The sequence below is a fragment of the Burkholderia sp. LK4 genome (genome assembly GCF_001043615.1).
Classification (GTDB): Bacteria; Pseudomonadota; Gammaproteobacteria; order Burkholderiales; family Burkholderiaceae; genus Burkholderia; species Burkholderia cepacia.
In genome coordinates this window covers 126,638-145,288 of the sequence record NZ_LDUL01000025.1, presented here as the reverse complement: position 1 = coordinate 145,288, position 18,651 = coordinate 126,638, and the positions used below count along the sequence as shown (strand labels likewise).

General features: G+C 65.7%; 18 protein-coding genes. 9 read left to right on the top strand and 9 right to left on the bottom strand.

Annotated elements, in window-relative coordinates:
- Nucleotides 1-187 precede the first annotated feature (187 nt).
- A complete protein-coding gene (locus tag VK92_RS13330; RefSeq protein ID WP_021158002.1) occupies nucleotides 188-1,141 on the bottom strand; it encodes a LysR family transcriptional regulator in 954 nt (317 codons plus the stop codon).
- Between the two features lie 100 nt (nucleotides 1,142-1,241).
- On the opposite strand from VK92_RS13330, the gene VK92_RS13325 reads away from it, so the two are divergent.
- The 3 genes from VK92_RS13325 (at nucleotide 1,242) to VK92_RS13315 (ending at nucleotide 5,158) form a co-directional block, all read left to right on the top strand.
- Nucleotides 1,242-2,600, top strand: a complete 1,359-nt coding sequence (locus VK92_RS13325) for an NAD(P)/FAD-dependent oxidoreductase (RefSeq protein ID WP_021158003.1) — start codon at nucleotides 1,242-1,244, stop codon at nucleotides 2,598-2,600.
- Nucleotides 2,601-2,924: 324 nt separating this feature from the next.
- Nucleotides 2,925-3,359, top strand: coding sequence for a phosphatase (locus VK92_RS13320; RefSeq protein ID WP_048021354.1), 435 nt, complete (start codon nucleotides 2,925-2,927; stop codon nucleotides 3,357-3,359).
- A 179-nt stretch (nucleotides 3,360-3,538) separates the two neighbouring features.
- Nucleotides 3,539-5,158, top strand: a complete 1,620-nt coding sequence (locus tag VK92_RS13315; protein WP_048021352.1) for a histidine-type phosphatase — start codon at nucleotides 3,539-3,541, stop codon at nucleotides 5,156-5,158.
- 90 nt (nucleotides 5,159-5,248) lie between these two features.
- Here the strand turns inward: VK92_RS13315 and VK92_RS13310 are convergent, their stop codons facing one another.
- From VK92_RS13310 to VK92_RS13300, 3 genes are all read right to left on the bottom strand, one after another.
- Nucleotides 5,249-5,779 carry a YcxB family protein gene (locus tag VK92_RS13310; RefSeq protein ID WP_048021350.1) on the bottom strand — a complete coding sequence of 177 codons (531 nt, stop codon included), beginning with the start codon at nucleotides 5,777-5,779 and terminating at the stop codon, nucleotides 5,249-5,251.
- 229 nt (nucleotides 5,780-6,008) lie between these two features.
- Entirely contained in the window at nucleotides 6,009-6,689 is a 681-nt protein-coding gene (locus VK92_RS13305; protein WP_048021349.1) for an alanyl-tRNA editing protein, read from the bottom strand.
- Between the two features lie 35 nt (nucleotides 6,690-6,724).
- Entirely contained in the window at nucleotides 6,725-7,744 is a 1,020-nt protein-coding gene (locus VK92_RS13300; protein WP_048021347.1) for a sterol desaturase family protein, read from the bottom strand.
- Nucleotides 7,745-7,838: 94 nt separating this feature from the next.
- On the opposite strand from VK92_RS13300, the gene VK92_RS13295 reads away from it, so the two are divergent.
- Both VK92_RS13295 and VK92_RS13290 read left to right on the top strand, forming a co-directional pair.
- Complete coding sequence (locus VK92_RS13295) at nucleotides 7,839-8,885, top strand: AraC family transcriptional regulator (protein WP_048021345.1); 1,047 nt, start codon at nucleotides 7,839-7,841, stop codon at nucleotides 8,883-8,885.
- A gap of 94 nt (nucleotides 8,886-8,979) precedes the next feature.
- Nucleotides 8,980-9,285, top strand: coding sequence for a hypothetical protein (locus VK92_RS13290; protein WP_048021342.1), 306 nt, complete (start codon nucleotides 8,980-8,982; stop codon nucleotides 9,283-9,285).
- 35 nt (nucleotides 9,286-9,320) lie between these two features.
- On the opposite strand, the gene VK92_RS13285 is transcribed toward VK92_RS13290, so the two are convergent.
- Nucleotides 9,321-9,617: a hypothetical protein gene (locus tag VK92_RS13285; RefSeq protein ID WP_048021340.1), complete on the bottom strand. Its 297-nt coding sequence runs from the start codon at nucleotides 9,615-9,617 to the stop codon at nucleotides 9,321-9,323.
- A gap of 464 nt (nucleotides 9,618-10,081) precedes the next feature.
- Here VK92_RS13285 and VK92_RS13280 point away from each other — a divergent pair, with 464 nt between their 5' ends.
- Nucleotides 10,082-11,650, top strand: coding sequence for an EAL domain-containing protein (locus tag VK92_RS13280; protein WP_048021338.1), 1,569 nt, complete (start codon nucleotides 10,082-10,084; stop codon nucleotides 11,648-11,650).
- Between the two features lie 91 nt (nucleotides 11,651-11,741).
- On the opposite strand, the gene VK92_RS13275 is transcribed toward VK92_RS13280, so the two are convergent.
- The 4 genes from VK92_RS13275 to VK92_RS13265 all read right to left on the bottom strand — a co-directional run bounded on the left by VK92_RS13275 (nucleotide 11,742) and on the right by VK92_RS13265 (nucleotide 14,481).
- Complete coding sequence (locus VK92_RS13275) at nucleotides 11,742-12,662, bottom strand: hypothetical protein (protein WP_048021336.1); 921 nt, start codon at nucleotides 12,660-12,662, stop codon at nucleotides 11,742-11,744.
- A complete protein-coding gene (locus VK92_RS41720) occupies nucleotides 12,659-13,036 on the bottom strand; it encodes a hypothetical protein (protein WP_131723276.1) in 378 nt (125 codons plus the stop codon). Before VK92_RS41720 ends, VK92_RS13275 begins: the two co-directional genes overlap by 4 nt.
- 317 nt (nucleotides 13,037-13,353) lie before the next feature.
- Nucleotides 13,354-13,851: a hypothetical protein gene (locus VK92_RS41715; protein WP_131723277.1), complete on the bottom strand. Its 498-nt coding sequence runs from the start codon at nucleotides 13,849-13,851 to the stop codon at nucleotides 13,354-13,356.
- 255 nt (nucleotides 13,852-14,106) lie between these two features.
- A complete protein-coding gene (locus VK92_RS13265) occupies nucleotides 14,107-14,481 on the bottom strand; it encodes a nuclear transport factor 2 family protein (protein WP_048021332.1) in 375 nt (124 codons plus the stop codon).
- 103 nt (nucleotides 14,482-14,584) lie between these two features.
- Here VK92_RS13265 and VK92_RS13260 point away from each other — a divergent pair, with 103 nt between their 5' ends.
- From VK92_RS13260 to VK92_RS13250, 3 genes are all read left to right on the top strand, one after another.
- Complete coding sequence (locus VK92_RS13260) at nucleotides 14,585-15,565, top strand: LysR family transcriptional regulator (RefSeq protein WP_048021330.1); 981 nt, start codon at nucleotides 14,585-14,587, stop codon at nucleotides 15,563-15,565.
- Nucleotides 15,566-15,760: 195 nt separating this feature from the next.
- On the top strand, nucleotides 15,761-18,145 hold the full coding sequence (locus VK92_RS13255) for a DNA polymerase II (protein WP_048021328.1): 2,385 nt from the start codon (nucleotides 15,761-15,763) through the stop codon (nucleotides 18,143-18,145).
- Between the two features lie 150 nt (nucleotides 18,146-18,295).
- Nucleotides 18,296-18,619, top strand: coding sequence for a DUF4148 domain-containing protein (locus VK92_RS13250; RefSeq protein ID WP_021158021.1), 324 nt, complete (start codon nucleotides 18,296-18,298; stop codon nucleotides 18,617-18,619).
- Nucleotides 18,620-18,651: the final 32 nt, after the last annotated feature.

The following is an 18,651-nucleotide window of genomic DNA, read 5'->3' as shown; positions in this document are numbered from 1 at the left end:
CCGCCACCCGCCCCTCGTCCGGCCCCCGCTCCCGCAACGACCGCACCACACTCGCCGCCCGGTGCCTGCGCATCGTCGGCTGGTACCGGCTCGAACGGCTGCTCGCGTCAATCCCCGACAGCAACGACGACTTCGGGCTCGTCTGACCGGCCGCGCGGCCGGTGTCGGCGCGACCGGCATCGTCCACCTACTTGCGCCGCCGCTCGTGCGGTGCCACCGTCGCGCCGTCGATCACCGGCGCGCCCTGCTTGATCAGGAAATCGCGGAACAGCCCCGTGACCTGCGAAATGCGCCGGTCGGCGAGCGTGACCACATACCATTCGCGTTCGATCGGGTTGCCGGGGAACGGCAGTTGCCCGAGCAGCCCGGTGCGCAATTCGAGTGCACACGCGTGCAACGACAGGAACGCGACACCGAGCCCGGCTTCGGCCATCTGCTTGATCGCCTCGTTGCTCGACAGTTCGGAGCCCACATGGAAGCGGTGGCCGGCCGTCTTGAACAGGTTCTCGACGGTCGAGCGCGTGCCCGCGCCGCGTTCGCGCACGAGCAGGTGCGCGGATTCGAGATCCTTCAGCGAGATGCGCTTGCGCTGCATCAGCGGATGGCCTGGCGCCGCGACGAACACCATCGGATGCTTCGCGAACTCCACCGCATGCGTACGCAATTCCTTCGGCGCGCTGCCCATCACCGCGAGATCGATTTCATGCGTGGCGAGCATGCGGATGATGTCGTCGCGATTTCCAACCTTGAAATAAGTCTTCACATGCGGACGCGTCGCGGTGAATTTCACGAGCAGCGGCGGAATCAGGTACTCGGCCGTCGTGATCGCGCCGATCCGCAGCGTGCCGCCGAGATCGCCCGTCAGCGCGGCCACTTCGTCGCCGGCTTCGCTCCACAGATGCAGGATCTCGCGCGCATAGCGCGACACGATCTCGCCGGCCGCGGTCAGCTGTACCCCGCGCCCCACCCGCTGCAGCAAGGCGGCACCCACCGCCTCCTCGAGCAGGCGAACCTGCAGCGACACGGCCGGCTGCGTCAGGTTCAGCTCCTCGGCCGCCCGCGACACGCTGCCGAGCCGCGCAATCATGTCCAGCGCCTTCAGCTGCCGGAACGTCGCGGTCTTTCCTATAAGTGAATACATATGGGTCGCTTATAAACATTAAATTGTTCGAGTGGGTTCGAAACTATATCGTCGGTTCTTGAGCAATGTCATCCGAATCGTCATTCAGCGGGAGCCCCACATGGACAACACCACGCCCAACCTTGCAACGGACCGCGCACCGCGCCTGCCGCGCATCGTGATCGTCGGCGGCGGCGCCGGCGGCCTGCACCTCGCCACGCGTCTCGGCGATACGGTCGGACGCCGCGGGCAAGCCGAAGTCGTGCTCGTCGACCGCTACCCGACGCACTTCTGGAAGCCGCTGCTGCACGAAGCCGCATCGGGCCATCGCGACCCGGCATCGCACACGATCGAGTACGCGGCGCAAGCGAAGCGCCACGGTTTCCGTTTCGTGCAGGGCGCGCTGCAGCGGGTCGACCGCGCGGCACGCACCGCAACGATCGCGGCCGTGCAGGACGCGGACGGCACGGAAATCCTGCCGCAGCGCGAGCTCGACTATGACGACCTCGTGCTCGCCGTCGGCAGCGTGACGAACTTCTTCAACGTGCCGGGTGCCGCGCGCCATGCGCTGCCGCTCGAAAACCTCGACCAGGCCGAGGATTTCCGCCGGAAGTTCCTCGCGGCCTGCACGAAGGCGAATCACCTGGCCGAGCAGCAACCCGCGCGGCGCGCGGCGCCGATCTGCATCAACGTGATCGGCGCGGGTGCGACGGGCGTCGAGCTGGCCGCGGCATTGCGGCATGCGATCCAGCAGCTGACGACGTACCGCTTCAAGGCACTTGTATCCGCACGCGACGTGCACATCCGGTTGATCGAAGGCGGCCCGCGCATCCTGCCGGCACTCGACGCGCGGCTGTCCGGCAAGATGCACGCGCAGCTTCGCGCGCTGAACGTGGACGTGCTGACCGATACCCGCGTCGCGGAAGTCGGCGCGGATGCCGTGACGACCGCGACGGGCGAACGGCTCGCGAGCGACATCACGATCTGGGCGGCCGGCGTGGCGGGCCCCGCGATGCTGCGCGAAATCGGCGACATCGCGCTCAATCGTGCGAACCAGGTGATCGTGACCGACACGCTGCAGACGCCGGACGATCCGCACGTGTATGCGTTCGGCGACTGCGCCGCATGCCCGACGGCCGGTGCGAGCGGCTTCCTGCCGCCGCGCGCGCAGGTTGCGTACCAGCAGGCCGTGTATCTGGTCAACGCGTTCGCGCGCCGTGTCGCCGGCAAGCCGGTGGCCGGCTTCACGTTCCGTGATGCAGGCACCGTCGTGTCGCTCGGGCATGCGGGCGCCGTGTACCAGGCCGACCTCGGCGTGCGTTCGCGCTCGCTGATCGTCGACGGGCTCGCCGCGATCGGCCTGTACAAGTTCCTGTATCGCAAGCACCTGTTCAGCGTGGTCGGCGTGAAGCGTGCGCTGTTCCAGTCGCTGAGCCACTGGCTGCAAAGCCGCAACCAGCCGTCGATCAAGCTGCACTGAGCGACGACTCGCACGCAGCATCGCACAACGGCATATCGGGCGACCATCGCTCGATATGCCGTTTTTTTATATGCATATAACGGTTGCATCCACAACGTGCGCGAGTTTGGTGCATCACATCGAAGACCGTCGATGCGAGGCTTGTCGCTCGAAAAATGTCGCGCGACACACATCCCGCGCCGGTTCTGGCTGACACCCCGATTCATTAGTCGAATCGTATCGGTCGGATAAAAATATTAATTGGTTGTGTTTTCAGGATCGACGCTAAGGTGTGTGGCATTCCCGTCGGCGAACGGATCATCACGTTTCTGAAGAGGAATCACCGTGGTTATCGAAGCCATCGTCACCCGTCTCGACGCAGCATTCGCGCAAATCGAAGCAACACCGGATTCGCATGAATCGCGCCATCAACGCGACGCGATCATCCAGTGGCTCGACCGGGCATCGGAAGAAGGATATCGACTCGGTCTCGTCACGACGCTGCCGGCTGCACGGCTCAGCGACATGTTCGAAGGCCAGTTCGGCCGCGCAAACCTCGACCGCTTTTCGGTCGTCGTCACGGACGCCAATCAGCAGGACTCCCGATCAAACCAGCATCCTTTCGACGTCGCACTGCAGGCACTCGGCGTACCGCCCGAACGCGCGGTGGGGATCGCGAGCAGCGAACCGGAGCGCCGGGAAGCCGAGCATTTCGGCCTGTCGCGCTGCGTGAACATCACCGACACCGTGCGCTCGATCGCATCGGCCGGCCTGCACTGACCGCCGGCACACCGGCTGGCGACGGCCGGCCACCCTCGATCCGGCAGCCATCCGACGATTGCCCGACCGAATCCTGACATTCTGCTGTCAAAGTCGCTTGCAACACTTCCGGGCTTGACCGATCCCTCCCGGAGACGGGACGACGCGAAACCGCATCGTCCCGCCCGTTGCACACCACGATGACACGCCCGACCCGCACCGCCGCCGCCCTTGCCGTTGCCTGCCTGCTGCTCGCCGCTTGCGGCGGGGACAATTCGACACCGCCCGCGGCCTCGGCCGACAACAGCGGCTCGACGCCCGCACCGCAACCGCAACCCCAGCCCACGCCGGCACCCGCGACCTATTACCAGACGAAGACGCCATACCGTCCGCAGCAGGACGCCGCGACGTACGAAGCACCGCCCGCCGGCTACGCGCCCGTCTACACCGAACTCGTCGCGCGCCACGGCTCGCGCGGGCTGTCGGGTTTCAAGTACGACGGCGCGATCTACGCGATGCTGGTCAAGGCCGAAGCCGACGGCGCCCTGACCGCGCTCGGCGCACAGCTCAAGGCCGATACGTACGCGATGATGAAAGCCAATGCGCTGCTCGGCTATGGCGTGGCGGGCATCTCCACGCCCGGGTACGGCAACCTCACGCAAACCGGCATCCGTGAACACCAGCAACTCGCCGCGCGCCTCGCGCAGCGGCTGCCCGCGCTGTTCGCGGCCGGGAACCGGCAGATCGTCGTCGTCAACTCGGGCCAGGATCGCGCGGTCGACAGTTCGACCTTTTTCTCCGCGTCGCTCGTGGCTGCGCAACCGGCACTGGCCCCGGCGATCACGCTGCCGGCCGCGCCGTCCGGTTATCCCGCGAGCGCGCCGGTCGCGCAGCCGGCCGGCACCAACCGTTTCCTGCTGTACTTCCACTCGCTGAAGCCGGCCACCGACCTCGTGACCGATGCGGGCAATCCGTACTACGCGACCTACCAGGCGAGCCAGGCCTACCAGGCCTATGCGAACGACGCGACGGTGGCCGCGAAGCTCAACGCGATCAAGGCGGCGCCGCAGGCGGCCGACGTCGCGCAAACGGTGCTGTCCGCGCTCGTGTCGCAGGCATTCATCGCGAAGCTCGGCACCAGCGGCTACACGTTCGCGAACACGGGCACCTACGCGTTCACGTCGGCGGACGGCAAGTTCACCAACACGCTGAAGGGCGACGGCAAGACGAAGATCGCGACGGCTGTCGATGCGGTGAACGTGCTGTACAACCTGTTGCAGGTCGCGCCCGCGATGACGGCGGAAACGGGCGGCGTCACGATGGAAAAGTACATCGGCGCGGAGCAGGCGCAGTATCTCGCGTATCTGCAGGATGCGGAGGACTACTACCAGAAGGGGCCGGGCATTCAGGAAGCGAACCCCGTCACGTACCGGATGGCGAAGGTGCTGCAGGACGATTTCTTCGGCGAAGTCGATGCGATCGCGCGCGGCGACCTGACCCACGCCGCGAAGCTGCGCTTCACGCATGCGGAGATCATGATTCCGTTTGCGTCGATCATGAACCTGAAGAACGTGTTCGTGCCGACGCCGCAAGCGCAGACGTACACGTACGCGAACAACCCATGGCGCGGCGATCAGGTGTCGCCGATGGCCGCGAACATGCAGTGGGATGTCTATCGCAACGGATCGCGTCTCATCGTGAAGATGCTGTACAACGAGCGCGAAACGGATTTCCAGGCTGCATGCGACGGCGCGAAGCTCACGCCGGGCAGTCACTTCTACGACTACGCGGGGTTGAAGCAGTGTTACGAGTATCAGTGACGTGATGCAGGCAACGCCGCGCGCGACAAGCCCGTTTCGAAACCCGGACGCTGCACCTCGCCCGGGTTTCAGCATGCGCGCCCCTGCCTGCTAGATCTTGCGGACGCCGTTCTGAAGCAGCGTCCGGTGCAGGAGGTCCACCTGCGACGCCGCGAGCACCCGCTTCGGGATGAGGCGGAACATCACCGCCGACTGATAAAGCAGGATCACAAAACGATCCTCGCTCCAGTGAACGAGATCCGCGAAGCGAAATTCCTCGTGCGAAGTCAGGGATTCGACCACGAAATGGTCGCTGCGCCAGATGACCGTGTGCGGCTGCTGGAGGGTCTTTTGCTGGCTGTAGATCTTGCGAGCGGCACGACGCAACAGCAGATGGTTGAGCAGCGGCACGCCGATCGTGACCACCGCCGCGATTCCCACCATCCACCAGACGTTCCGCCAATCCGGCAACGCGCCGCTTGCCACCCGGAAACCACCGAACAAAAGGACGGCATACGCTATCGACGTGATCGCGAATGCCTTGAGCAGATATTTCCAGTTATATCTGCGCCAAAGATTCAGGCGGTAAGCGTGGACCAGATCGTCCACCGTCGGTTGAAACACGATATCGGTATCGCTCATGTGCGGGCTCGGAATGTTCGCTGTTTTTATGCTTGCGCTGGATTGTTCACCGCGAGCGCCGCGATGCGGACAGTCGGCGACGCGTGCGCAGGGTAACCTGCAAACGAAGCCGCGCGAAAGCGCCGGCCATTCGATGCATGGATCGCCAATATACATGCGCAGAACGCGGACTCAGGCGAATCGCGGATCGGCGACGGCGCTCAACCAGCCCGGCATGCACTTCCGACGCTCACGCAACCCGACCGCCCCCCTGCCCGCTGAGTATCCCGGGCTCGACCAGCATGACCTCGATCCGCTCCTTGCCCTTCCCGGTATTGCGGCGCTTGAGCGTCAGCATGCCGATCTCGCCGGTCGACGCCGGATGCGTGCCGCCGCACGCCATCGTCGCGAAGCCGTCGACCGTCCAGAAGCGGCGTTGCGCGTCGACATCGCTGAAGCCGGTCACGATGCGCAGGTCGCGCATCGACAGATCGGCCGCGGCCGATTCGATCTCCGGAAACAACGGCGACAGGCTCGTATCGCTCGCGAAGTCGACGCGTGCCTTGTCCTGCCCGATATGCGCGCCGATGCGCTCGATACCGGGCCGGAGCCGGTAGACCAGTTGCAGCACCATTTCGGCCGCGAAGTGCAGGCGCATCAGCCGGTACCGGCGCACCCAGTCGATGCGCCAGGTCACGCGATCCCCGACGTTCAGCAAATGATCGTGCGGCAGCGTGTAGACGATGTCGAGACCCTGCTTTTCGGCGCGGATGACCTGATAGCCGCCGAGCGAACCCGCGTCGCTTTCCTGTCCGCCCGAAAACGCGAAGAAGATGGTCGTGTCCACCTGCACGCGTTCGCCGTCGACGTGCGTGACGACAGTATCCAGCGTGGTCCGGTAGGGATCGTCCCAGAATACTTTCTGCGTCATTGCCGCCGCGCCTTTCGCCGAGGAAAGCACGCAGGTTAGCCGGATCGCGTCGGGGTGGCTTGTACGATCTTGCGCCCTTGCGCCGGCGCACCGTCGTCAGCCATGGCACACGCTGCAGTCGCGGTATCTTCTTCGCCCTTGCGTTCGACGCTCCACGTATGGATCGGCCGATGCCCCGGCCGCTCCCATTCGGGCGGCATCCACAGATGCTTCAGCCGCTGCAGGATCGGCCCCGGCGCGAATACGTCACGCCACATGTCGACGAATTCGTGCAGGTTCAGAACCATGAAGTTGTACGAACGAATCTGCTGCGTGATCCCGTAGTCGACCGGCTCCGTTTCCTCGACATAGGTGCCGAACAGGCGATCGAAGACGATCAGCACGCCGCCGTAATTCCTGTCGATGTAGCGCGGATTGCGGCCGTGATGCGCGCGATGGTTCGACGGCGTGTCGAACACGTACTCGAACCAGCGCGGCAGCCGCCCGATCGCTTCGGTATGCACGAAGTACTGGTACACGAGATCGACCGCGAGCAGGAACAGCACGACCGCGGGCGGAATGCCGAACCAGACTGGCGGCAGGTAGAACAGGAACACGCCGACGAACGCGTTCAGCAGCGACTGCCGCATCGCCGTCGTGAAGTTCATCACTTCGCCGCTGTGATGCGGCACATGCGCGGCCCAGAACCAGCGCACGCGGTGCGACGTGCGATGAAACCAGTAGTAGCAGAATTCCACGACGACGAAGATCGGCACGATCGTGAGGCCGTTCACCGGCACGTCGAACAGCCGGTGCCGGTAGACCCACGCGAAGATCGCACCGGTGAACAGGAGCCCCATCACGGTCTCGGCCACCTGATAGCCGGCGCCGAGCGACAGGTTCGCGACGATCTCCTTCCAGCGAAACGGCTCGCGGCGGCCACGCCCGGTCATCACTGCGTATTCGATCGCGAACGCGATCAGGAAGACCGGCGTCATGCCGATCAGCAACACCTGCTTCCAGTCCACGTCGTTACCCAGGAACGCATGGAGCCACGTCATCAACTCGGTCGGCATGTTCGCAGCCTCGATCAGGAACTGCCGGGCAGTATGGTCGCGCGCGGGTCGCTCCGCGTTGACACTTGCCGACGATTACTTGACACTTTCCGCCATGCCCGCCGCCTCCCCGCTCTCGACACAGCGCGTCTACTACTCGAGCACCTATGTGCGGCTGCTGTTCGACTATCTGTCCGAGCAGGGTAAAGACGCCGCATGCGTGCTGGGCGAGGCGCGACCGCCCGAGGACGACCGCGGGCTCACGCTGTACGCGAGCGCGCACTGGCGGCGCCTGCTCGAATGCGCGGTGCGGGCGCTCGACGATCCGCTGCTCGGCCTGCACGTCGGCCAGCGGATCACGCCGGCCCACCTCGGCGCGCTCGGCTACGCGCTGCATGCGTGCCGCGATGCCGGCGCCGCGCTCGCACGCTGGCAGCAATACGAACACCTGATCGCGAACGTCGCGCGCATGGAAGTGCGCGTCGAGGCGACGTCGGTCGCGATCGAATGGCACGATGCGCCCGAGCCGCTCGGCCCGCTCGTCGACGAAGTCGCGCTCACGGCCATCGTCCAGTTCGCACGCAACATCACCGGCACGCGTGACGGGCCCGACGAAGTCTGCTTCGTGCACCCGTCGCCCGGTGACGATCGGCCGTACGTCGACTACTTCGGTTGCCCGGTGCGGTTCGGCCAGCCGGTGAACCGCCTCGCGTTCCCGCTGCACCTGCTCACACAGCCGCTGCGCCAACCGGACGACGCGCTGCTGCAGATGATGGAACGCCAGGCAAGCGCGCTGCTGGCCGAGTTGCGGCAGACGGACGATCTCGAACAGTCGGTGCGCGAAGCCGTCGCGCGCACGCTGACGCAACGGGAAGCGAGCATCGAACAGATCGCGTCGGACCTGCATGTGTCGTCGCGCACGCTGCATCGGCGGCTTGCCGAACTCGGGCTCAACTTCCGGACACTGCGCGAGGACACGCGGCGGCGGCTCGCGATCGACCACCTGAACGATCCGCGGCTGACCCTCGCGGAAGTCGCGTGGCTGCTCGGGTATTCGGAACACAGCGCATTTACGCGCGCCTTTCGGCGCTGGACCGGCGAATCGCCGCAGCAGTGGCGCAGCCGGCAACCCGCGCGGGCGGCGAGCGTCGCGCGCGGCTGAGCGCAACTGAGCGCCACTGAGCGCAGCGCGCAACCGCGCCGCCGACGAACTCGCGTCCACCCGCGCGGTCGAACGAGCATCGCCGGAGAATCCCATGAAACGCATTGCCGCTGTCGCTGTCCTGACCCTGCTTGCCGCCGTCAGCTTGCCGGCGGCCGCCGGTGCAACATCCGGCAGCGCCGGGCCGGTTCCCGTTCAAATGCATGCGAACAACTGCGTGCCGTCCCGCAGCGCCACGCCCGACGCGCGCTCGCCGTCGAAGGCGCCGCCAATCCGCGTATGCGTCGGCGATTCCAATACGCAACTGAACCTGCCGTGGTTCCTGACCGATGTGCTCACCGCGGTGGACACGCACCAGTCGGGCGGTGACCTGCTGCGCAAGATGCGCGACGATTTCTGAATCGCGGCCCGCGCGACGCGCGGGCACCGCATCGTTCACTCATCTTCGGACGCCTGCAGCACCTGCGTGAACGTGCCGACCATGCCGGCCCACATCGCGGGGTCGGCAATGCTGCGCAGCAGCGCAAGCGCTTCCTTTCGTTCGTCTTTCGAAAGCGGACCATGTGCGCCGCGGATGGTGTTGTAGCGCGGCGTGCCGCGCGAGGCGAGCGCGCGATCGAGCACGTAATCGCGGGCCTGCCCGTTCACGTCGATCCGGATCCACAGCGAACCGCCGTCGGCTGCGGCTGCACCATCGGTCACGATGACCGTGGGCACGGTATTTTCTTCCATCCCGAAGCTCCGGCGACACATGCGACCGTATCGCGCGGCGACCGAACGCGGGCCGCGGGCAAGTCGGCAAAGACAGCATCCCGAAAGAATGTTTCTTGTCGAGACACAATGACAAAATTACACCAATTGTTGAATAACAATATTTCGTAATCTCTCATCACATCTTATACTTGCCGCGCACCATCCTCGTGCCAAGAGACGGTGTTTTTTCGTCCCGGCCGCAAGACCATGCGGCCGGGGTTTTTTCGGTGTGCTCCGCCAGTTCATATGCGCCGAATGCGCATGTTCATGGAGGCAAGCCTCGGAATGAACGGCCCATTGCGACGAGGCGGTCACGGGTGTCCGTCGCGACCGTAGGATCGATCGCATCGAGATGGCGGCGCGCATGACGCAGGCGTGCCGTCGATGTATCGACCGGTACGACTTGCCTCTCCCAACACACAACACCAAAGGCGACCGCGGGAATGTCGGCGTTCACGCCAGGCTCGAAACCAGTGTTCCAGCGCAGCGGCGCGTGGCCGCGGGTCGTCTTGTTCGTCGCCGTTATCGTTTGCGTACTCGTGCCGGCCTTCGCGATCGCGCTTGCCGACCGCTATGCGCGCGATACCGTCATCGAACATGAACGCGTCGTGGCGAACGACATCGTGGCATCGGTCGACCGCATCCTGGACGGCACGCGCCTGCGACATGTGGACGAACTCACCGCACTCGTCGGGCGGCCATGCTCGGCGGTATTCCGGACGCTCGCCGAGATAGGCACGCGCCTGCGCTACCTGCGCGCCGTCGCGCTGGTGTACGACGGACGTGTCATGTGCTCGTCTGCGCTGGGGGCAATCGACTTGCCGCTGGGCGCGTACACGCACGAGCCGGAGCCGGGTTCGACGCTCGTCACGCTGCTGCGCCAAACGCCGTTCCAGCAGGGCATCCCGGTGCTGCCCGTGTTTTACGCCACCGCGCCCGGCGCGGGCGTGCTCTACCTGGTCGAGGGTGACTACGTGGCCGACGCGCTCGCGCACGGCGCCCGCTACGGGACGGAAACCGCGACGCTGTCGATCGCGGGTTCGGGCCATCTCGATCAGTACGGGAAGTTCGCGCCGGAATCGGCCGCGGAACCCGCACGCGGCAGCACGATCGTGTCGCCCCGCTGGCCGTTCACGGTGTCGGTTGCGGCATCCACGCGCTACGCGTCGCAGGTTCGGCACCACTATCGGCTGATCGGCATCACGATCGTGCTGCTGGCGGATGGTCTCGTGATGGCGGCCTACCTGCTGGCGATGGCACCGCGCCGGCTGCTGCTGAAGGCCGTGCGCAACGCGCTCAGGCGCGACGAACTCCATGTCGTGTACCAGCCGATCGTCGAGGTCGGGACGCGCAGGACCGTCGGCGTCGAGGCGCTGCTGCGCTGGCAGCATCCGAAGTGGGGGGCCATCAGCCCGGCGGTGTTCATCCCGCAGGTCGAATCGAGCGCGGTGCTGCCGAAAGTGACCGAATTCGTGCTGCGGACCGCCGTGTCGGAACTCTCCGCGCTGACGCCGTCAACGCCGCTGCGCATCGCCGTCAACATCGCGCCGAAGGATCTCGAGCGCACGCGGTTCGTGTCGATCGTCGAGGATGCGATTCGCGCACTGCCGCCCGGCTTTACGCTGGTGCTCGAAGTCACCGAGCGCATCCTGCTCGAGAAGAACGCGCGGACCACCGCGATCTTCCATGCGCTGAGAGCGAAAGGCGCGAAATTCGCGATCGACGATTTCGGCACGCATCACAGCAATCTCGACATGCTGTCGCGTTTTCCGTTCGACTACGTGAAGATCGATCGCCAGTTCGTCTCGCAGCTGAACGGCGGCAGCGCGGGATTGATCGAGGGTATCGCGTCCGTCGCGCATCACTACGACCTGAAGATCATCGCGGAGGGCGTGGAAACGGAAGCGCAGCATCGCGCGCTGCAGACGGTCGGGATCCAGTATGCGCAGGGGTATCTGTATCAGCGGCCGCAACGGGCAGAGCACTTGAAGCGGGATGTCGCGTGGGTGTAGGGCGCCGGTGCGTACGCTGATGCGCCCGCTGCCGAATCGCCGCGGGTCGTCTTGTCGCGCACGCGGCTCACGCCATATCCGCTTGCGGGTTTCACGCCGACGGCATGCCTTGCGACGGTCCAGCGGTCTCGCGACGCACAGCGGCATAGAACACGCGGAACCACACCCAGTAGGCCGCGCCGGTTCCGGCGAGAACGACGACCGGCATCATGCCGGACATCAGGCTGGCTATTCCGAGCACGTCGCCCACGAGGCGCAGCACCGCATAAGCCAGCAGCAGGACCGATACCATCGACGCAAGCGACGCCCCCAGCAGACGCCGGACGTGCAGCCGACCGAGATCGCGAGGCAGGCCGAGCATCGCGCCTGCGAAGACGATCGCGGCGGGCACGACGATCCCCCCGACGTAGTTCAGCATCACGAGCTTGAGATCGTCGTCGAAATGGTCGAGCAGGATCATCACGGCCTGCGTCATGAAAAGCAGCAATACGCTGGCAAACAACCAGGCCGCGAGACCCGCGATGCGCCGCCGCGCATTGCCGCGCGGCGCCCCGGGCAACGCGTCGTTGCGAAACAGGTGGGTGACGAACCACCACGCCAGCCAGGCGACGAGCGCGTAGAGGACGGCATTCACCGGCGCGATGAGCGTCACGATGTGCGTCAGGCTGAGAGAACCACCGCGCAACATGCCCACGAGCGCCTGGAATACCAGCACCTGCGCGGCCTGCCAGACCAGCAGGCATAACGCAAAGGCCGTCAGCGGCAACGCGGGGCGACGGAATGCGAGCTGATCCCGGTACTCTCCGTGCCAGCGGACGATCAGGAACACCAGGCCGCTTCGAAACACCAGGCTCCCGATGAAAGTGGACAGTTGCACGGCCAGCATATTCACGGACGGCGAAGACTTCGTCGACCACACGTAGAGGCCGATCAGAAATTGCGCCGTGGTGATGATCGCCGCGATGAGCGCGGCGATACCGGGTAAAGAAATTTGCCGGGAGGAGGCGTTCATGGGGAGTCCGAGGTAAATGGGTTCATCGGCAATGCGTGCGGCGCCGCACTTCCAGGCAAACCGAACAGCCACGCCCTCCCTGCAGCAACAGGACGGCCGGGCATCCGCCGGGAGAATGCGCGTGTGGGTCTCGTGTGGTGTTTCCGGGCAGCAGCGACCCGCGGCCCCGACCGGGGCGACGCACCGGTTGCGACCGTTTCCGGCGAACCGGCTGCACGGCCAAGGCCCTCGAGCATGTCGCGCAGAAGGGCCCGCCCCGGCAACCCGAGGACGAGCGACAGCGAGCCGAATTCAATCGGGATCGGTGGATGCGTGCGGTTTTGCGGTCGATTGCCTTCGCTCATGTCGAGCGACAGGCCGGTCGACTGCGGCATGGAGGCTTTCACCAGTGGCGACTGGAAACGAGGCAGGCGAAGTCAGGTCGGCATGCGTCATGCGCTCCCACGCAGCTTGCGCGATGTGTCGGCACGTCATCGCGACCGAAGCAGGACTGCCCTGCCCTGCGGTGGCGAATCGGAGCACGATTGCCAGGCCGGAAATTGAACGCGACAAGCGACGCTTGCCGAGCCGGCCGTTCCGCAATTGCGTCCATCATGCGGTACGCATTCATGGCGCCTCTCTCAGAATGATGTTGTTCTTGACCGGCGATTCTACGAACGATGGTTCCGTGACGTCAATCGGGCGGGATTCATCAGCATGCCGGCGGATGATCGGGATCGGACAGGCATGTGTCCCGATAGGCGTCGTCGACGGCACGCAGAAACGCCTTCCGTCCGTTCTCCAATGCCGTGGCCGTGTGCGCGTCCGGCGAGACAGGCATCACGCGGCCATCGGGCGACATCGAATAGCCGAGATCGACGAACGCATCGTCCGGCGCGCGCTTCGTTCCGATCCAGTAGCCGATCGAAACCGAGCTGGCAACGCCGGTCGCGCCGTTGTAACCCACTTCGAATCGTCCGGCCTTGAAGATGCGCGGCCTCATTTTTTCCGCATAGGACAGCACTTCAGCAACCGTTGCGCCATCTTTTGTCCGATGCTGCCTGACCGCCTGTATCCAGTTGGCTTCCGTGGTCGCCGGCAGTGCCTTCACTTTCGGGGAAGCGCCTATCGCACGCCCGCTTCCACACAGGCAGGCCGCAACGACGACACAGCCGGCAACACGTGCGACGCGATCAATCGCGAGTTTCATTCAATGATCCTTGACGGGTTCAATCGAGCCCGAATCTTACGATCATCGGCCGGATGCCGGAACGGTATCGCGCATCCCGCGCCGGCACTCCCCCGCCCAAGCACTGAAATCGGCCGCCCGGGCATCCATGACGAGCGGGTATCTTGACGGCGTTCGAGCGGGGTCCCATTACGGATTCCCCCGTCGATGCCGAGACACCGCATTTCGTTGACGCAAAAAAACCGGGAAACCGATGCGCATCTGCCGTGCGCCGCTTCAGTCGAACGTACGCACCACGGCGGACGCCTTGGTTGCGATCAACCAATTGCCGTCCACCTTGTGCATGACGAAGTGATCGTTGAACAGCCGGTTGCCGATTCGCACCCGTACCGTAGCCGTTGAAAGGCCGTCCGACACATGCGCCATCGAGAGGATCGCCTCGTCCCTGGGCGCGCCGGTCGATCGCGGACTCGGCCTCCCGTTGATGAGCGCCGCATACTCGTGCGACGCCAGCGTGCGAAACCGGCCTTCATCGAGCCACTGAATCACGCAGCTCGGGTGAAAAACCTTGTCGAAGTCGCGGCTCTTCGGCTCGTAAGCCAAATTGAAGTAGTCGTCGATCAACGCGACTACGGCCTGGGTCTGGGTCATGGCTGGCTTTCCTCGATAGTGAACCGCTCGTATAGTGAGCGATCGCCCCCGCCCTCGGCTACGGCGACCCGGTTATCGCTGCCATTACAGGAACACATGGATCATGGAAGACCTCGACGGAGGACTGGTAAGCGGCTTGCTTGTCCTTGCGGCCCTGGCCGAATCCGGGAGCTTCGGTCGAGCGGCCTCCCGCCTGGGCAAGACCCAGCCCGCGGTCAGTCGCGCGATCCAGCGACTGGAGGACCGCCTGCGCGCGAAGCTCGTGCATCGCACCAGCCGGCACGTCGAAGTGACGGACGCGGGCCACGAACTGTTGTCGAAAGTGCTGCCGTTACTGCAGGGGATCGAGGAGGCGACCGCCGGCACTTCCGGCCAGACTTCGGTCGCCAGCGGCACGCTCCGTGTGGCGTGCGATGCCGCATTCGCCCGCCTTGTGCTCGCACCGGAGCTGGCCCGGTTCATGAAGGAACACCCCGCTCTGCACCTGAAGCTGGAGACCCGGAACGACCTCTCGGACCTCGTCAGCGACGGCTTCGATCTCGCCATCCGCTTTGGCCCCCCATCCGTTTCCACCTTGGTCTGTCGACGGCTGTACAGCCCGCGGGTGCTGACGGTGGCCGCACCGTCCTACCTGGAGCGACGCGGCCGGCCGAGGTCGCCGCAGGATCTGGTCGACGACGGCCACGAATGCATCCTGGCCATCGACCCGGCTACCGGCCGCCCCTTCGACTGGGAATTCTGGCGTGACGGCGAAAAAACGAAAGTGGCCGTAACCGGCAGCCTGACCGTCACGGATGCGGGCACCAAGATCGGCGCCTGCGTCGCAGGCTTCGGGATCGCCCAGGTGATCGACCTCGGAATCGACACGCACCTGCGTGCCGACACACTGGAGCCGGTGCTGACCGACTGGTGCGACGAGACGTTCCCGCTTTACGTCTACTACCCCAGCCGGAACCACGTTCCGGCCAAGGTGAGAACGTTCATCGACTTCGTCGTCGGCATGATGCCCAGGCTGCAGTCCAATGGCTACGGCGCGTGCCGGCAACCGCCATCCGCCGTGCTCGAAACGCTGCGTCGCGAGTAGTCGCCTTCTTTCCGTCGCGCGGCGGACGTCAATCGCGTCGAAAAACCCGAACGCCGGCCGGCACGCGGAAGATCGCGCATCGCGCGCCGGCTTCCTGCCACCTGTTGCCACCTGTTGCCACGCACGCCCCCGTCGGCACGGCCGCCATTCAAGCGCTAAAATCCGCCGCCTGGGCATTCACGACGAGCAAGCGTTTTGACGGCGTTCGAGCAGGGTTTCATCCTCACCCGCCACTGGCGGGACACCGCATCCGGCATCGAGATCGAGTTCTGGCTGGCAACCGAACACGGTCCGCGCCGCGTGCGCCTGCGCCCGCAGGAAGCCGTCGCGTTCATCCCCGCCGAACAGCAGGCGCTCGCCGAACGCACGCTGGCCGGCGAGCACGACGCCGAGTTGCGCCCGCTCACGCTGCGCGATTTCCGGCAGCGCCCCGTCGTCGGCCTCTATTGCAAGCGCTATCGCCATCTGTCCGGGCTGCAAAAACGCCTCGCCGCAGCGGGCGTCGACGTCTACGAAGCCGACGTGCAACCGCCCGACCGCTACGCGATGGAACGCTTCATCACGGCATGCGTGCAGTTTCGCGGCCGGCCCGGCCGCGACGGCACGCTGACCGGCACCGAGCTGAAATCCGCGACCGGCTATCGCCCGGCCCTGCGCTGCGTGTCGCTCGACATCGAAACCAGCGTCCACGGCGAGCTGTATTCGATCGCGCTCGAAGGCTGCGGGCAGCGGCAGGTCTACATGCTCGGCCCGCCGAACGGCGATGCAGGCAGCGACGCGGGCACGCGGGACTTCGACCTCGACTATTGCGACAGTCGCGCCGCGATACTCACGCGGCTCAACGACTGGTTCGAAACACACGATCCCGATGCCGTGATCGGCTGGAACCTCGTGCAGTTCGACCTGCGCATCCTGCATGCGCATTCGGAGCAATACGGCGTGCCGCTGAAGCTCGGGCGCGGCGGCAGCGTGCTCGACTGGCGCGCGCATGGCCAGCAGCCCGACCACTTCTTCGCGGGCGCGGCAGGCCGGCTGATCCTCGACGGCATCGACATGCTGAAATCCGCGACGTGGACGTTCCCGTCGTTCAGCCTCGAATACGTGTCGCAGGCGCTGCTGGGCGAAGGCAAGTCGATCGACAATCCGTACCAGCGGATGGACGAGATCCAGCGCCGCTTCGATCACGACAAGCCGGCGCTCGCGCGCTACAACCTGAAGGACTGCGAGCTCGTCACGCGCATCTTCGACAAGGCGGACCTGCTGTCCTTCGCGCTCGAACGCGCGAGCGTGACGGGCCTCGCGGCCGATCGCACCGGCGGGTCGGTCGCGGCCTTCACGCACCTGTACCTGCCCCGCATGCACCGGCTCGGCTACGTCGCGCCGAACCTCGGCGACGTGACCGGGCAAAACAGCCCCGGCGGCTTCGTGATGGATTCGCGCCCCGGGCTGTACGACTCGGTGCTCGTGTTCGACTACAAGAGCCTCTATCCGTCGATCATCCGCACGTTCCTGATCGATCCGGTCGGGCTGATCGAAGGGCTCGCGAATCCCGGCGACGACGCATCGGTGCCCGGCTTTCTCGGCGCGCGCTTCTCGCGTACCGCACACTGCCTGCCCGATATCGTGCGCCGCGTGTGGGAAGGCCGCGACGATGCGAAGCGGCAGCGCAACGCGCCGCTGTCGCAGGCGCTGAAGATCATCATGAATTCGTTCTACGGCGTGCTCGGCTCGACCGGCTGCCGCTTCTTCGACCCGCGCCTCGCGTCGTCGATCACGATGCGCGGGCACGAGATCATGCACCGCACGCGCGAGCTGATCGAAGCGCAGGGCTACGAAGTGATTTATGGCGATACCGATTCGACGTTCGTGTGGCTCGGCCGCGCGCACGACGACGATGAAGCCGGCGCCAAGGGCCGCGCGCTCGTTGCGCACGTGAACCGCTGGTGGCACGCGCACCTGCGCGACCAGTTCGGGCTCGAGAGCGCGCTGGAACTGCAGTACGAGCGGCACTACCGCCGCTTCCTGATGCCGACCGTGCGCGGTGCGGAAGAAGGCAGCAAGAAGCGTTACGCGGGCCTCGCGGCGGCGGCCGACGGCGGCGAGGACCTCGTGTTCAAGGGGCTCGAAACGGTGCGCACCGACTGGACGCCGCTCGCGCAGCAGTTCCAGCGCGAGCTGTATCGACGCGTGTTCAGCCGCGAGCCCTACCAGGATTTCATTCGCGACTACGTGCAGCGCACGCTGGCCGGCGAATTCGACGACCAGCTCGTCTACCGCAAGCGCGTGCGCCGGCCGTTGCGCGAGTACGAGCGCAACGTGCCGCCGCACGTGCGCGCGGCGCGGATCGCCGACGAGTTCAACCACGCGCAGGGCCGGCCGCTGCAATACCAGCGCGGCGGCTGGATCAGCTACGTGATGACGACGGCCGGCCCCGAGCCGCTCGAGACGATGCGCTCGCCGATCGACTACGCGTTCTACCTGAGCCGCCAGCTGCAGCCCGTCGCCGACGCGATCCTGCCGTTCCTGCGCGACGATTTCGAACGCGTGATCTCCGGGCAGGGGCAGTTGTTCGGCGATTGACGACGTGGCGGCACGGCGGCACGCCCGTCGCCCACTGTGGCGCATTCCGGAAACACAGTTCACCCGGAATCGGCATTTATCCGGCCGGCATGGATTCCTAAACTTGCTTCGTCGGTTCGGTGAACCGCCACGCAACCGTCTGAGGAAATCATGAAATCGATCATCGCCACCGTCGTCGTCGCCACCGCTGCCGCGACTGCCCTGCTCGCCGCGCCGGCCGTGTCGTACGCGCAGTCGTCGCACTCGACGCTCACGCGTGCGCAGGTACGCCAGGAACTGTTCGACCTCGAAGCCGTCGGCTACGACCCGGTCGCCAGCAACGGGGACAACTATCCGGGCGACATCGTCGCCGCGCAGGAGCGCCTGACTGCCAAGCGTCTCGCGGAACGCAACAACGCCGCTGCCGCCTATGGGCCGGGCGGCACGCCGGGCACGGACTCGGGCGCACCTGCGGTCGCGGCGCCGCGGCCGTAACGCGCTGGCGGAAGTGTCGGCGAAGCGGGCCG

Bases quoted from the DNA above. Each gene is read 5' to 3' on its own strand.
- VK92_RS13250 (WP_021158021.1), top strand. From the start codon at position 18,296: ATGAAATCGATCATCGCCACCGTCGTCGTCGCCACCGCTGCCGCGACT.
- VK92_RS13310 (WP_048021350.1), bottom strand. From the start codon at position 5,779: ATGAGCGATACCGATATCGTGTTTCAACCGACGGTGGACGATCTGGTC.
- VK92_RS13275 (WP_048021336.1), bottom strand. From the start codon at position 12,662: ATGAACGCCTCCTCCCGGCAAATTTCTTTACCCGGTATCGCCGCGCTC.
- VK92_RS13300 (WP_048021347.1), bottom strand. From the start codon at position 7,744: ATGCCGACCGAGTTGATGACGTGGCTCCATGCGTTCCTGGGTAACGAC.
- VK92_RS13315 (WP_048021352.1), top strand. From the start codon at position 3,539: ATGACACGCCCGACCCGCACCGCCGCCGCCCTTGCCGTTGCCTGCCTG.
- VK92_RS13330 (WP_021158002.1), bottom strand. From the start codon at position 1,141: ATGTATTCACTTATAGGAAAGACCGCGACGTTCCGGCAGCTGAAGGCG.
- VK92_RS13265 (WP_048021332.1), bottom strand. From the start codon at position 14,481: ATGACCCAGACCCAGGCCGTAGTCGCGTTGATCGACGACTACTTCAAT.
- VK92_RS13280 (WP_048021338.1), top strand. From the start codon at position 10,082: ATGTCGGCGTTCACGCCAGGCTCGAAACCAGTGTTCCAGCGCAGCGGC.
- VK92_RS41720 (WP_131723276.1), bottom strand. From the start codon at position 13,036: ATGCCGCAGTCGACCGGCCTGTCGCTCGACATGAGCGAAGGCAATCGA.
- VK92_RS13295 (WP_048021345.1), top strand. From the start codon at position 7,839: ATGCCCGCCGCCTCCCCGCTCTCGACACAGCGCGTCTACTACTCGAGC.
- VK92_RS13290 (WP_048021342.1), top strand. From the start codon at position 8,980: ATGAAACGCATTGCCGCTGTCGCTGTCCTGACCCTGCTTGCCGCCGTC.
- VK92_RS13325 (WP_021158003.1), top strand. From the start codon at position 1,242: ATGGACAACACCACGCCCAACCTTGCAACGGACCGCGCACCGCGCCTG.
- VK92_RS13285 (WP_048021340.1), bottom strand. From the start codon at position 9,617: ATGGAAGAAAATACCGTGCCCACGGTCATCGTGACCGATGGTGCAGCC.
- VK92_RS13260 (WP_048021330.1), top strand. From the start codon at position 14,585: ATGGAAGACCTCGACGGAGGACTGGTAAGCGGCTTGCTTGTCCTTGCG.
- VK92_RS13305 (WP_048021349.1), bottom strand. From the start codon at position 6,689: ATGACGCAGAAAGTATTCTGGGACGATCCCTACCGGACCACGCTGGAT.
- VK92_RS41715 (WP_131723277.1), bottom strand. From the start codon at position 13,851: ATGAAACTCGCGATTGATCGCGTCGCACGTGTTGCCGGCTGTGTCGTC.